This window comes from Amycolatopsis sp. NPDC003676 (genome assembly GCF_053587275.1).
This window is the reverse complement of the sequence record NZ_JBSFNS010000166.1, coordinates 1-13354: the sequence shown is the minus strand read 5'-3', so window position 1 is coordinate 13354 and position 13354 is coordinate 1. Positions and strand designations below refer to the sequence as shown.

Genomic DNA, 13354 nt, shown 5'->3' with positions numbered 1-13354 from the left:
GCCCTTCACGGACTACGTCCGCGGTCGTCGCGCGGGACTTCGGCCGGATGACCGGGGCGGCACGCCGGGTTGGGGAGGACGGGCGGGCTGCGCCGGGACGCCGGTACTAGGCTCGGCGTCATGTCGAGCCGATCCCTCAACACTCCCGCTCCCGACGCCGCCGCGCTCCGCGCCCGTCTCGACCGCGCCGCGAAAGCGGCCGCCGCCGCCGACACCGACGCGCTGCTCGTCGCGCCCGGGTCCGACCTGCGGTACCTGCTCGGCCAGGCCGGCGGTTCCTTCGAGCGGCTGACCACTCTCGTCGTCCCCGCCGACGGCGCCCCCGCGCTCGTCGTGCCGAAGCTCGAGGCCCCCGGCTACGCGGGCGTGCCCACCGACGAACTCGGCGTCGAGGTGCTCACCTGGGTCGACGGCGACGACCCCTACCGGCTCGTCGCCGACCGGCTCGGCAAGCCCGGCCGGATCGCGGTCAGCGACTTCACCCCGGCGCTGCACGTGCTGTCCCTGCGCGCCGCGTTCGGCGACGCCGAGCAGACGCTGGCCGGCCCGATCGTGCGCGAACTGCGGATGCGCAAGGACGCCGCCGAGATCGACGCCCTGCGCAAGGCGGGCGCGGCGATCGACCGCGTCCACGCGCGGATGGGCGAGTGGCTGCGCGCCGGCCGCACCGAGGCCGAGGTCGGCGCGGACATCACCGCCGCCATCGTCGAAGAGGGCCACACGCACGCCGACTTCGTCATCGTCGGCTCCGGTCCCAACGGCGCCAGCCCGCACCACGACGTGTCCGAGCGCGTCATCGAACGCGGCGACGTCGTCGTGATCGACATCGGCGGACCGGTGCCCGAGGGCTACAACTCCGACTCCACCCGGACCTACTCGATCGGCGAGCCCCGCGACGCCGACGTCGCCGAGACCTACGCCGTGCTGCAGCGCGCGCAGCAGGCCGCCGTCGACGCGGTCCGCCCCGGCGCCACCGCCGAGAGCATCGACAAGGCTGCGCGCGACGTCATCGACGCCGCCGGGTTCGGCGAGTACTTCATCCACCGCACCGGCCACGGCATCGGTCTCGACGTGCACGAGGAGCCCTACATCATCGCGGGCAACGCGCTGCCGCTCGAGGCGGGCATGGCCTTCAGCGTCGAGCCGGGCATCTACCAGCCCGGCCGCTGGGGCGCGCGGATCGAGGACATCGTGCTCGTCACCGACTCGGGCGTCGAGCCGGTGAACACGCGGCCGCACGAACTGGTCGTGCTGGACGCATGAGCGCAGCCCGGATCATGGCCGTTCGTGCCGTCGCCACCCCGGCGACCCGTGTGGAACTCCCTGAGGAGGCGACGGCATGAGCGGCCCGCTGGAACCGCTCGACCAGGCGATCGTGCAGGAGCTGGCCGCCGACGGGCGGCGCAGTTTCACCGATCTCGCCGAACGGGTCGGGCTGTCGGTGTCGGCGGTGCACCAGCGGGTGCGCCGCCTCGAACAGCGCGGCGTCATCCTCGGCTACACCGCCCGGCTCGACGGCGAGCAGATCGGCCTCCCGCTCACCGCGCTGATCTCGCTCACCCCGAACGACCCGGCCGCCCCCGACGACTACCCGCAGCGGATCCAGCACATCACCGAGATCGAGTCCTGCTACTCCGTCGCGGGCGACGAGTCCTACATCCTGCTGGTGCGGGTCGCGTCGCCGCTCGGTCTCGAAGACCTGCTCCGGCGGATCCGCGAGGCGGCGAAGGTGTCCACCCGGACGACGGTCGTGCTGTCCACGCCGTTCGAGGGACGGTCGCCGACGCTGTGAGAGTGGTACGGTAAAAGGTATGGCAACGCGTAAGGTGACACTCTCGCTCGACACCGGTGCGCTCGAGTACGCCGAGCGGGCCGCGAAAGCGCACGGAATTTCGGTCTCGTCCTGGCTGTCGAAGGCGGCCCGGCGCGAGGCGGTCCGGACTGGGTATACCCCGCAGCGGGCTCCTGTTGCGCCGTCCGCCGAGGCGGACGAGGCGGAGCGGGCGGCTGCGGAGAAGGAGATGCGTGCGCAGGGGTGAGGTTTGGACTTACCACCCGCCTACTGATCCTGCTCGGCAGCGGACTGTCGTCTTGCTGTCGTCGGACGGGGTGAATGAGTCTGAGCGGCCTTGGTTGCTCGGGACTGAGCTTTTGGATCGGGATCCGCAGGATATTCTCGGGGTGGCTGTGGATGCTCGGTATTGGGTTTCTACGTTGAATCTCACGCGGTTGTATCGGCCTTGGTTGGCGGAGCGGATCGCGGAGGTTGATTCTGATGTTCAGGAGCAGATCGATGTGGCTTTGAGGGCTGCGTTGGATTTGTGAATCCCCGTTTGGGGGTCGGCTCGTCGCCTGGCGGCGACATTGCTTTTGAGTGGTGCGTTAGGCACCCCGAAGCTGAGTGTGACTACGCGCGGAAAGGCTTGTCAAGGCGGGAAAGATGCCTTGACAAGCCTTTCCGCGCGTGTTTTTGGCTTCGTATCGGGGTGCGGGGGGGTGTGGCTGCCTTGGGTGGGTGCATCGGTTGCGGTTCGCGAGGGGGGCTGGTTAGCGCCCCAATGTGGCGTTGGGTGCATGTGACGCACCGAATGCCGCATTGGGTGCGTGGGATGCACCGAATGTGGCATTGGGGCGCATCGCGGTGGGGGCTAGCGAGTGGGGCGGGCCGTGAAGGTGGCCCTCACAGACTTGCATGGGTGGTGAACGGGCTCGCGTAGGTCGTGAGGGGAACCCTGAGGGAATCAGATTCCCTCAGGGTTCCCCTCACGGAATGCTGCTGAGCGCGTGGGGGAGTCAGCTGACTGGTTCGGGGACGGCGTGGAGTTTGCCGTCGGGGCCTGCCAGGCAGGAGGCGTTTCCTTGTTGACTCGTAAGGAAATCGGTCAGGCAGTCGGCGATCGCGGCGTGTCCGGCGGCGTTGGGGTGGAAGGATTCCTGCAGTGCGTGCGTCGCTCGGTCCACCTGGGTCAGGTCGTTCAGATGCAGGGTGAGCCTCGTGAACCATTCTGAGGCCAGGTTCGCGCCGCCGGAGCAGGCTTCGTGGTTTTCGCCTGCTCGGGCCAGATCCAGGAATCTTGCGCCGGATTGGGTGGCTGCTTGTTTGATTCCCGCGGAAAGGGTGCTGATTCCGGTGGTCGAAATCCATTGCAGGTCGTCGGTGCGGAAGGGGCAGCCGTTGAGGCTTTGCAGATCCGGCGGGATGTTCGGGCCCACGGGAGTGGCATAGGACTGCAAGACCAACTGGTAATCCGCGGGGACGTATCCGGCGTCCGCCAACACCTTTTTCACGTCGCCTACCGCGTTCGCCACCTTGGGGACCATGGCGTCCACTTTGGACTTCCATGTTTCCTTCAAAGCGACGTTGCAGGACGGGCCGCCGGAGGAGAACCAAGCCTTGAAGCATTCGCTTACCTGCGCGGAGAACTTCGGGTCGTCGTTCGCGCCTACGGCGATCACGACAGCGGAGACCCGGTGATCCTTCACCACGTCGGCCAATTGGGCGGCTTGGGAGCGTTCGCCCCACTGTTTGGCCTCGCCCAGCGCGACTTGGGCGGCGGGGGCGCCCGAACAACCCAGGTTGACCCGGGCGGTGACGCCGGGGATGCGGACCTTTTCCACGAACGCGGCGGACGAGCGGTGGCACCAGTCGCCGTTCTTGCCGTCGGTGTCGGGGGTGTAGGCGCCGGCGCCTTCGCCGGAGACGGTGCTGTCTCCCAGCGAGACGATGGTCAGCGGGCCGCGGCCGGGCGGGCCTTGCCTCGGGAAGGGCTGGCCTGGGCGGCTCTCGCTGCCGAAAAAGACGAAAAAGCCTGCGAGAACAGCTACGCAGGCGAGGACCAGCGCCCCCCACCACCACCGGAATCGTCGCATCGCTTGCCAAGTCTAGCGAGAAATCCGCAGGGTCCGTCAGGGTCTGGGGTGGCTGGGACGCGGGTCACCGTCCGTCGTTCGTCCATTGTGGACTCAAGGGGTCATTCGGCCGCCCAGACCGGGGGCTTGCGGTGGGTCCACGGGGCGGCTTGCTCCAGCTGCCCGGCCAGGCGGAACAGCAGGTCTTCGCGGCCGAAGGCGGCGGTGAACTGCATCCCGATCGGGAGTCCTTCGTCTTCGGCCAGCGGCACGGACATCGACGGAACCCCTGAAACGTTCGCAGCCGCGGTGTAGGGGGAGCGGTCCAGGAGGCGGTCCAGCCAGCCGAGGCCGTCCAGTTGGTCGGCGCCTTCGCCATAGACGCCTAGCGGGACCGGCGGTTCGGGCAGGGTGGGGGAGAGCAGGAGGTCGTAGCGGGCGAAGTGCTGGGCGAAGGTTCGGGCGACCTGGTTGCGGATGGTCAGTGCGCGGACGAGCTCGTCGGCGGTGACCTGGTGGCCGTACCGGTAGCTGGCGAGGGTGACCGGTTCCAGGGTGGTCTCGTCGACGGGGCGGCCGGTCGCGGCGGCGATGCCGTCGATCCACGGGGCCAGGTTCGCGGTCCACATCCGGGCGTTGCCCAGGACGAATTCTTCCCACGAGACGCCGAGATCCAGTGAGGTTTCATCGACGTGGTGGCCCAGGGAATCCAGCAGACGCATGGTTTCGGTGAGGGCTGCGGAGACCGGCGCGGTTGGCTGTCGGCCGCCCCAAGGCCGGCGGAGGACGGCGATGCGCAGGCGACCTGGGGGCAGTTGGGCTTCGGCGGCGTAGGGGCGGTCCGGGCGGGTGGCGAAGTACGGGTCGCCGGGTTCGGGGCCTTCGATCAGGTCCAGCAGGACGGCGCTGTCGCGGACGGTTCGGCTCAGGCTGCCTTGGACGGCCAGTCCGCTGAAGACCTCGTCCGCGCCCGGGCCCTGCGAAACCCGGCCTCGGGTCGGCTTCAGGCCGAACAATCCGTTGCTGGAGGCGGGGACTCGGATGGAACCCGCGGCATCGGTGGCGTGTGCGAGCGGGACGATCCCGGCGGCGACTGCGGCGCCGGAACCGCCGCTCGAGCCGCCTGCGCTGCGGTCCAGCGACCACGGGTTGCGGGTCGCGCCGTAGAGCTCCGGTTCGGTTGTGGTGCTGTAGGCCATTTCCGGGGTGGTCGTGCGGCCGACCGTCACCAAGCCCGCCTGGCGGAAGCGGCGCATCAGGTACGAGTCTTCGGGGGACACGGAGCCCGCGGCCAAGCGGCTGCCCAGTTCGCTGCGTTTGCCTGCCATGGCGACGCCCAAGTCCTTGATCAGGAACGGCACGCCTGCCAGCGGGGCGGAGCCGGGGGCCGGAGTGTCTTCGGGCGGCCAGGTTTCGACTACTGCGTTGATCTGGGGATTGACCGCTTCGACCGCCCGCGCGGCCGCGTCGGCGACCTCGGCCGCCGTTGCCTCGCCGCGGGCGATCAGGTCCGCCAAGGCGACGGCGTCGCAGCTCGTGTATTCGGAGATTTTCACCAGTTGGCCCTTCGGGAGACTCATCCGTATTGAGTGATACCGAGTGGTATCGGGGGACGGTTGTGTACCGTAGCCGGGGACGAACCGGATTGCCAAGCCCTCCCGAGGAAGAACCGATGACGAGCACCTCCGACCGGCGGCCGACCCGGGTCGCGACGTTGCCGCCTCGCGAGCGCATCCTCGACGCGGCCGAGGAGCTGTTCCTCAACGAGGGCGTGGTGCGGGTGGGGGTCCAGGCGATCGCGGACCGCGCCGGGACCACGAAGATGGCGATCTACCGGCACTTCGGCACCAAGGACGCGCTCATCGCGGAATGGCTGCGGATCGTCGTGCACGACTACTCCGCGGCCTTCGACGCGGCCGAACAGGCGCATCCGGACGATTTCGCGGAGCAGATCCGCGCGGTGGGGCGGTTCATCGTCGACGGACTGCCCGAGTTCTCCCATCGCGGCTGCCCGTTCACGAACTCCGTCGCCGAACTGCCCGACCCGGACCATCCGGCGCGGCGGCTGATCAGCGAGCACAAGACCCGGCAGTTCGGCAGGCTCCGGGCGATGTGCGAGGGACTCGGGCTGGCCGATCCGGAGCTGGGCGCGGCGGAGCTGACATTCGCGATGGAGGGGGCGCAGATCGCGGTGCAGAACGGCGGTGTGGAGAACGTCGGCGCGCACCTGACGAAGATCGTCGAAGGGGTCGTCAGCCGCGGCAAAACATCCGGACCGTCGAAGAAGTGATCAGTCTCGGTGAGGCGGGTTGAGAGCGGCCCGTTTGCGTTGCAGCAGAAGGCGTTCGGCCTCATTCGCGACCAGGCGCAGCGCCTCGTCGTAAGCCTCCGCGGCGTCGGCGGTTCGGCCTAGCCGGGCGAGCAGATCCGCCCGGACGGCGTGGAACAGGTGCCGTTGGCTGAGATCGAGACTGTCCACAATGGTCAACGCAGCACCCGGGCCCTCGACCTCGGCGACCGCGACGGCGCGATTCAGCGCGACGATCGGAGTGGGAGTCAGGGCGAGCAACTGGTCGTAGAGGGCGAGGATCTGGCCCCAGTCGGTCCCGTCGCTGTGGACGGCGTTGATCGCGGCCTGGATCTGGTACGGCCCGGGGCGGTCGAGTCGCAGGCACTGGCGGACCAGCGACTGGCCTTCGGCGATCAAGGTCCAGTCCCAGCGGTCGCGGTCCTGGTCGGGCAGCAGCACCGGGACTCCGTCGGCGTCGAGGCGGGCCGCGCGGCGGGATTCGGTGAGCAGTTGCAGCGCGAGCAGGCCCAGGACTTCGGGTTCGTCGGGCAGCAGTGCGGCCAGGATCCGGGTCAGGCGGATCGCCTCGGCGGCCAGGTCCGGTCGCGTGAGATCGGTGCCGGCGGCGGCGGTGTGGGCTTCGGTGAAGATCAAGTACAGCACCGCGAGGACGGCGTTGAGCCGAGCGGGGAGGTCGGCGGCGGCAGGGACGCGGTACGGGATTCGGGCGTCGCGGATCTTGGCTTTCGCGCGCACCAGCCGTTGTGCCAGCGTCGGTTCCGGGACGAGGAACGCGTGCGCGATCTCGGCGGTGGTGAGGCCGCCCAGCAGCCGCAGCGTGAGGGCGACTCGGGCGGCGGTGCCGAGCGCGGGGTGACAGCAGGTGAAGATCAGCCGCAGGCGCTCGTCGGGGATCGCGCCTTCCTCGAACGGTTCGGCGGCGTGCAGGAGCGCGGCTTGCGCGTGGCGGTCGGCGCGGGCGGATTCGCGGCGGAGCCGGTCGATGCCGCGGTTGCGGGCGGTCGTGATCAGCCAGCCCGCGGGGCTCGGCGGAAGCCCTTCCGCACGCCATTTCACGGTGGCGATCGCGCACGCCTCCTGGACCGCGTCCTCGGCGAGGTCCAGGTCGCCGAAGACCCGGGCCAGCACCGCGACCGCACGGCCGTGCTCGGCGCGGAAGACCCGCTCGAGCACGGCCGTCGAGATCAATGGAACTCCCGGACTTCCACCGGCAGCGTCGTGATTTCCGAGATCTGCCGCGCCCATTCGGCCGCGACCTCCGGATCGGGCGCGGTCACGATCGTGAAGCCGCCCAGGTGTTCCTTGCCTTCAGCGAACGGACCGTCGGTGTACAGGACGTCGTCGCCGGAAGCGCGGACGACTCGAGCGGCCTGCGCCGGATGCAGCCCGCCCGAGAACACCCAGACGCCGGTCGCTTTCATCTCGTCGGTCACCGCTTCGAGGCGCGCGGCGATGTCCGCAAGCACTTCGGGATCCGGGGTCCCGCCGTCGGGCTGGTAGATCCCGAGCAGGTACTGCGGCATGCGGCCCCTCCTTCGCTCAGCGTTGCCGGGCCGGCCGCACGATCATCTCGGTGACGTCCACGTCGGCCGGCTGGTCGAGAGCGTAGGCGATGGCGTCGCCGATCGCTTTCGGTTCGATCGCGTCCTTGCGGTAGATCCGCATGACCTCCTGCGTTTCCGGGTCGCTGATCGTGTCCGCCAGCTCCGAAGTGACGACTCCGGGAGAGACCGTGGTGACGCGGATCGACGGGTCGCACTCCTGCCGCAGGCCCTCGGTGATCGCCCAGGCCGCGTATTTCGTCCCGCAGTACACCGCGGCGGTCGGGGTGACCTGGTGCGCGCCGATCGAGGCGACGGTGACGAAGTGGCCCCGGCGCTGGCGGGTGAAGTGGGGCAGCGCGGCGGCGATGCCGTGCAGCAGGCCCCGGACGTTGACGTCGATCATCCGGTCCCATTCCTCGACCAGCCCGGCGTCCAACCGGGACAGCGGCATCACGCCGGCGTTCGCGATGAACGCGTCGATCTCGCCGTGGTCGCGCACCGCGCGGTCGACGAACTCGGCGACGTCGGCGCGGTCGGTCACGTCGAGGCGGTGGACTTCGACGCCGTCCGCGCTGGCGGCGAGCTCGGCCAGGCGGTCTTCGCGGCGTGCTCCGGCGACGACGTGCCAGCCGTCGGCGGCGAGGCGGCGGGCGGTGGCTTCGCCGATGCCGCTGCTGGCACCGGTGATCAGGGCGACCTTGTTCATTCGGATTCCTTCGGGAAGTCGGCGGACAGGGTGACGTCGCGCCAGACGTCGAACGTCTTGCGGAGGGTGTCGAGACGGGCGGTGGCGATGGCGTAAGCCGCCTGGCCGAGCAGGAGGCGCAGCGGCGGTTCGGCGGAGGTGACGGCGTCGATGACCGCGGTCGCGGCGCGGTCCGGGTCGCCGGGCTGCTTGCCGTAGGTGGCGAGCGTCGAGGTCCGGCGCGCGCCCGCGGTGTCGGCGTAGTCGTCGATGCGGATCGCGGATTCCCGCATGGACGGGCCCGACCAGTTGGTGCGGAACGCGGCCGGTTCGACGATCGTGACGCCGATGCCGAGCGGCGCGACCTCGGCGGCGAGCGATTCGCTGAAGCCTTCGACGGCGAACTTCGTGGCGTGGTAGTAGCCGGTCGCGCCGAAGGCGGCCAGCCCGCCGAGCGACGAGACCGAAACGACGTGGCCGCTGCGCCTGGCCCGCATTCCCGGCAGGACAGCGCGGGTGAGCGCCATCAGGCCGAAGACGTTGGCGTCGAACAACGCGCGGATCTCCGCGTCTTCGCCTTCTTCGGCGGCGGCGAGATAGCCGTAGCCCGCGTTGTTGACGAGGACGTCGATCTGACCGAAGGCTCGGTGCGCCTCGGCGACCGCTTCGGTGATCTGCTGCTGGTCGGTGACATCGAGCGCGACCGAGACCGCGCGGCCGGGGTACGCGGCGACGAGGTCCGCGACGCGTTCGGGATCGCGGGCCGTCACGACCGCGCGCAGGCCGCGTTCGAGGACGGCGGTCGCGAGCGCGCGGCCGAGTCCGGTGGAACATCCGGTGATAAACCAGACGGGTGCGGTGTTTTCAGGCATGGATCTACCCTCGGGTGAATTCGGAAATTGCGAAAAAGTGTCAGCGATGAGGACGGTCGCCGGCGGCGAGACTGCCCAGCAGTCCCAGTGCGGCCTCCGACGGACTGCCCGGATCCGCTTGGTACACCACGAGTTGCTGATCGGGAGCGCTGTTCACGGTCATCGATTCGTAGTGCAGGGTGAGCATTCCGGCGAGCGGGTGCCGGAACCGTTTCGTCTCGTGCGTTTTCTGCCGGAGGTCGTGGCGCGCCCACAACCGGCGGAAATCAGCGCTCTTGAGCGACAATTCGCCGACCGCCTCGATCAAGAGCGGATCGTCCAGATCGGCGCCCGCCGCCGACCGCAGCCCGCCGACGGTGTTCACCGCGACCTGCTCCCAATCCGGGTAGAAATCCCGGGCGTCGGGGTCGAGGAACACCAGCCGCAGCAGGTCGCCGCTGTATTCGTGCCCGCCGAACAGCGCTCCGCCGAGCAGATTCGACGCGAGGACGGTCATGCACCGGCCGAGCACGACCGCGGGAGTCTGCGGCCACGCGTCCATCAGCTGCACCAGCCGCGGGCTCACGCGTTCCTTCGCCGGCCGTCGCTTGGGCCGCTTCGGCCGGGCGAGCGAATGCAGGTGGGCGAGCGCCTCGTCGTCGAGCCGCAGCGCCCGGCCGAGCGCGTCGACGACCTGCGCCGACGGGGTGCGCTCCCGGCCCTGCTCGAGCCGCACGTAGTAGTCGGTGCTCACCCCGGCCCGCTGCGCGACCTCCTCCCGGCGCAGGCCGCTGACCCGGCGCCGGGTGTCGGCGAGCACGTCCGCGTCCGCCGGGACGGTGGTGCCGCGCCGGGCCCGCAGGAACTCGCCGAGGAGGTTGCTGTCGCTCATGAGCCCAGGCTAGATCGCCGGCGGCGGCCGCGGGGCACGCAAAGGGGGTGTGGTTCTCCCACCCTCGCGGTACCCCGGCGCGCAGTGGTTCAAACCTATCCGGGCGCGCTCTGCCCGCCCGCACCGCCGCCGCGGACCCGGCAGGCAGACTGTTTTGACTGGTCAGCGGCGGCGGCCGACCCTGCTGGGACCACCCCCTCGACCGGAAGGCGAACCATGCGCCGAACCCCGCTCGTCCTCGCGGCCGTGGCCGCGCTGTCGATGGCCGCCGCGCCCGCGCAAGCGGCCGAAACCTGGACCACGGTGTTCGAGGACACCTTCGACGGCCCCGCCGGCACCGGTCTCGACCCGCAGAACTGGCTCTACGACAAGGGAACCGGCTACCCCGGCGGCGCGGCGAACTGGGGCACCGGCGAGATCGAGACGTCGACCGACTCGACGGACAACGTCTACCACGACGGAGCCGGGCACCTGGTGATCAAGCCGCTGCGGGACGCGAACGGCGCGTGGACGTCCGGCCGGATCGAAACCCAGCGCACCGACTTCGGCGCGCCGGCGGGCGGGCAGATGGAGATGAGCGCGACCATCCAGCAGCCGAATCCCGACCACGGCCTCGGCTACTGGCCCGCGTTCTGGGCGATGGGCGCGGACGCGCGGCCGGTCGGCGCGACGAACTGGCCCAGCATCGGCGAACTGGACATCATGGAGAACGTGAACGCGCTGGACAAGCACTCCAGCACGTTCCACTGTGGACAGTGGGCGGGGGAGTGCCACGATCCGGACGGGATCAGCAGCGACCTGCAGGACTGTGCTGGCTGCAAGACGGGTTATCACACGTATTCGGTGGTGGTCGACCGCCGGGACGTGGCAGCCGAGGAGCTGCGGTTTTCGTTGGACGGCAAGGAAACCTTCGCGGTCAAGCAGAACCAGGTGTCCGATGCGACGTGGAAGGCCGCGGTGGACCACGGGTTCTTCGCGATCTTCGACGTGGCGATCGGCGGGTCCTATCCGAACAAGGTCTGCGGGTGCACCAGCCCGGGAGCGGACATCACGCCGGGGGCGGGGATGAGCATCGACGCGTTTTCGGTGAAGGTCAGCAAAAGCTGACCTTGGGCCACGGGTCGATGCGGACGCGGCCGAGCTGCGGAGTGGACCATTCGACGCGCTCGGCCGCGGCGGGATCGGTGAACACCAGGACCGACTCGTCGAGCCGGCTGAACACCACCCTGGTCCAGTCCTCGATCAATTCGCCCGCGACCAGCACCAGCGGCCGCCCGCCGACACGCAGATCGACTTCGGCGAGCACTCCTTCCTCAGCGAAGACAGCCACGTCCGCGACCGGGCCGGTCGGCAGTTCGCTCAGCGCCGTCCATCGATAAATGCCGTCCCACCCCGCCCGGTTCTCGAGCCGGGGATCGGGGCGGCGATGCGGCCACAGCCCGAAGAGGTCGTCGTCTTGGTACGTAAGGATCCTCAGTGCGCGGCCGTCGTCCAAGCACGCCTGCATTCCCCACAACTGCAGGCAGGGCACCGCCGGGTCGGTGAACTGGGGACCGCCGTCCGGCCCTTCCTCGCGCAGCGCCATCTCCACAGCGGTCCACGACTCGATCCGCCTGCCGCGCGCGGGCCCGGGGCCCGGTAGGTACCGTGATCAACGCAGCAGCGGGCAGAGGGGAACCACGTGAGCAACCCATTGGTGGCACCGGTCAAGGAGACCTCGGCGATGGCCGGAGTCCCGTTGCTGGAGGACGCCACCGGGCTCAAGGACGCGATCGAGAGCAAGAACTGGGCCGCGGTCGCGATCGGGGCCGTCGGGACCGCGCTCGACGTGCTCACCGCTGTCATGGACCCGTTCGGCGCGATCTTCGCCGCGGGCGTCGGCTGGCTGATGGAGCACGTCGGCCCGCTCAAGCAAGCTCTCGACGCGCTCACCGGCAACGCCGATCAGATCAGCTCGCAGGCGCAGACCTGGACCAACGTCGCCAAGGAACTCGAAGGCGTCTCCGCCGACCTCGGCGAGCTCGTCAAGAAAGACCTCGAGAACTGGCAGGGCGAGGCCGCCGACAGCTACCGCAAGCGGGCCGAGGACACCTCCGCTCTCATCGCCAGCGCCCAGAAGGGTTCCGAGGGCGCGGCGAGCGGCGTCAAGACCGCGGGCGAGATCGTCGCGGCGGTCCGGTCGCTGGTGCGGGACACGATCGCGGACCTGGTCGGGCACCTCATCTCGTGGGCGCTGCAGGTGCTGCTCACCGCGGGCATCGGGATGGCCTGGGTGGGGCCGCAGGTGGCGGCGGCGGTCGCGAAGACCGCGTCCAAGATCACCCAGATCACCACCAAGCTGGTCAAGGCCTTCAAAGCGCTCATCCCGCTGCTGAAGAAGGCCGGGACGCTGTTCGAGGACGCTGGAAAGGCGTTGAAGAGCCTCAAGGGCGGCAAGAACGCGCCCACGCACACGCCCAAGGACATCAACGTCAAAACCGAGGGCACCCGCTCCGGCCCAGGCGGCAACGAAGGCACGCACACCTCGGGCGCCGAAGGCGGTGGCCACCACGGCAACACGGGCAATACCGGCAACACTCACGCAAGCAGTTCGGAAGGCGGCGGGCACGAAGGCGGCGGGCAAGGCGGCTCCGGGTCGCACGACACCGGCGGCAACGACGTCCACACGTCCTCGACGCAGCAGCCGCGGGGCAACCAGAACCCCGCCGAACACCACACCGACCCCAAGGACGTCCGGGACTGCGGCGACCCGATCGACATCGCCACCGGCGCGGTGTTCCTGGTCCAGGAAGACCTGCGCCTGCCCGGAATGCTCCCGCTGACCGTCGAACGCACCCACCGCTCGTCCTACCGCTCCGGCGGCTTCTTCGGCCCCACCTGGTCCTCCACGCTGGACGAACGGCTCGAGATCCGCGACGACGGCCTGCACTACGCCGCCCCGAACGGCGTGCTGGTGCGCTTTCCCTTCCCGCGCGACATCGAGGCCGTGGCGACCGACGACGGTCCGTACCTCGCGCTGCGCCGGATCACCACCGGGTTCATCGTCGGCGACCCGCAGAGCAACGTCATCCGCTACTTCACCGGCGACGCGGGTGACCGAACGCTCCGCCTGCACACGCTGGCCGACAGCTCGGGCAACCGGATCGTCTTCCGCTACCAGGACGGCGTTCCGGTGGAGATGGAGCACTCCGGCGGCTACCGGGTCACGATCGATTCGGCGGA

General features: G+C 69.7%; 15 protein-coding genes. 7 read left to right on the top strand and 8 right to left on the bottom strand.

The window, feature by feature from the left end:
• The first annotated feature begins 120 nt into the window (after positions 1-120).
• From ACWDNU_RS42550 to ACWDNU_RS42535, 4 genes are all read left to right on the top strand, one after another.
• A complete protein-coding gene (locus tag ACWDNU_RS42550) occupies positions 121-1263 on the top strand; it encodes a M24 family metallopeptidase (protein ID WP_370937204.1) in 1143 nt (380 codons plus the stop codon).
• 76 nt (positions 1264-1339) lie between these two features.
• The gene (locus ACWDNU_RS42545; RefSeq protein ID WP_009078207.1) at positions 1340-1792 is read left to right on the top strand and encodes an Lrp/AsnC family transcriptional regulator; all 453 of its coding nucleotides are present in this window, start codon (positions 1340-1342) and stop codon (positions 1790-1792) included.
• 19 nt (positions 1793-1811) lie between these two features.
• Positions 1812-2039, top strand: coding sequence for a hypothetical protein (locus ACWDNU_RS42540; RefSeq protein ID WP_043830397.1), 228 nt, complete (start codon positions 1812-1814; stop codon positions 2037-2039).
• Positions 2026-2325 carry a hypothetical protein gene (locus tag ACWDNU_RS42535; protein WP_370937203.1) on the top strand — a complete coding sequence of 100 codons (300 nt, stop codon included), beginning with the start codon at positions 2026-2028 and terminating at the stop codon, positions 2323-2325. The genes ACWDNU_RS42540 and ACWDNU_RS42535 overlap by 14 nt, the downstream gene beginning before the upstream one ends.
• A gap of 468 nt (positions 2326-2793) precedes the next feature.
• Here ACWDNU_RS42535 and ACWDNU_RS42530 read toward each other — a convergent pair whose 3' ends face one another.
• Together ACWDNU_RS42530 and ACWDNU_RS42525 are read right to left on the bottom strand one after the other, a co-directional pair.
• On the bottom strand, positions 2794-3870 hold the full coding sequence (locus tag ACWDNU_RS42530) for a GDSL-type esterase/lipase family protein (protein ID WP_370937202.1): 1077 nt from the start codon (positions 3868-3870) through the stop codon (positions 2794-2796).
• Between the two features lie 101 nt (positions 3871-3971).
• Positions 3972-5429: an amidase gene (locus tag ACWDNU_RS42525; protein WP_449673027.1), complete on the bottom strand. Its 1458-nt coding sequence runs from the start codon at positions 5427-5429 to the stop codon at positions 3972-3974.
• 92 nt (positions 5430-5521) lie between these two features.
• Between ACWDNU_RS42525 and ACWDNU_RS42520 the strand changes: the two genes are divergently transcribed.
• A complete protein-coding gene (locus tag ACWDNU_RS42520; RefSeq protein WP_449673026.1) occupies positions 5522-6139 on the top strand; it encodes a TetR/AcrR family transcriptional regulator in 618 nt (205 codons plus the stop codon).
• Here ACWDNU_RS42520 and ACWDNU_RS42515 read toward each other — a convergent pair whose 3' ends face one another.
• The 5 genes from ACWDNU_RS42515 to ACWDNU_RS42495 are packed head-to-tail and all read right to left on the bottom strand — an operon-like array spanning position 6140 to position 10132.
• Positions 6140-7348, bottom strand: coding sequence for an RNA polymerase sigma factor (locus tag ACWDNU_RS42515; RefSeq protein WP_449673025.1), 1209 nt, complete (start codon positions 7346-7348; stop codon positions 6140-6142).
• A complete protein-coding gene (locus tag ACWDNU_RS42510) occupies positions 7345-7683 on the bottom strand; it encodes a YciI family protein (RefSeq protein WP_449673024.1) in 339 nt (112 codons plus the stop codon). Before ACWDNU_RS42510 ends, ACWDNU_RS42515 begins: the two co-directional genes overlap by 4 nt.
• Before the next feature lie 16 nt (positions 7684-7699).
• Complete coding sequence (locus tag ACWDNU_RS42505) at positions 7700-8410, bottom strand: SDR family oxidoreductase (protein ID WP_449673023.1); 711 nt, start codon at positions 8408-8410, stop codon at positions 7700-7702.
• Positions 8407-9261 carry an oxidoreductase gene (locus tag ACWDNU_RS42500; RefSeq protein WP_449673022.1) on the bottom strand — a complete coding sequence of 285 codons (855 nt, stop codon included), beginning with the start codon at positions 9259-9261 and terminating at the stop codon, positions 8407-8409. The genes ACWDNU_RS42505 and ACWDNU_RS42500 overlap by 4 nt, the downstream gene beginning before the upstream one ends.
• Before the next feature lie 40 nt (positions 9262-9301).
• Entirely contained in the window at positions 9302-10132 is an 831-nt protein-coding gene (locus ACWDNU_RS42495; RefSeq protein ID WP_449673021.1) for a helix-turn-helix transcriptional regulator, read from the bottom strand.
• A 216-nt stretch (positions 10133-10348) separates the two neighbouring features.
• Here ACWDNU_RS42495 and ACWDNU_RS42490 point away from each other — a divergent pair, with 216 nt between their 5' ends.
• Positions 10349-11239 carry a glycoside hydrolase family 16 protein gene (locus ACWDNU_RS42490; protein ID WP_449673020.1) on the top strand — a complete coding sequence of 297 codons (891 nt, stop codon included), beginning with the start codon at positions 10349-10351 and terminating at the stop codon, positions 11237-11239.
• Here ACWDNU_RS42490 and ACWDNU_RS42485 read toward each other — a convergent pair.
• Positions 11226-11723, bottom strand: coding sequence for a hypothetical protein (locus tag ACWDNU_RS42485; protein WP_449673019.1), 498 nt, complete (start codon positions 11721-11723; stop codon positions 11226-11228). The two genes, ACWDNU_RS42490 and ACWDNU_RS42485, sit on opposite strands and share 14 nt — an antisense overlap.
• Before the next feature lie 90 nt (positions 11724-11813).
• Between ACWDNU_RS42485 and ACWDNU_RS42480 the strand changes: the two genes are divergently transcribed.
• Positions 11814-13354, top strand: a 1541-nt coding sequence (locus ACWDNU_RS42480) for a DUF6531 domain-containing protein (protein ID WP_449673018.1), incomplete at its 3' end; no start/stop codon positions are given.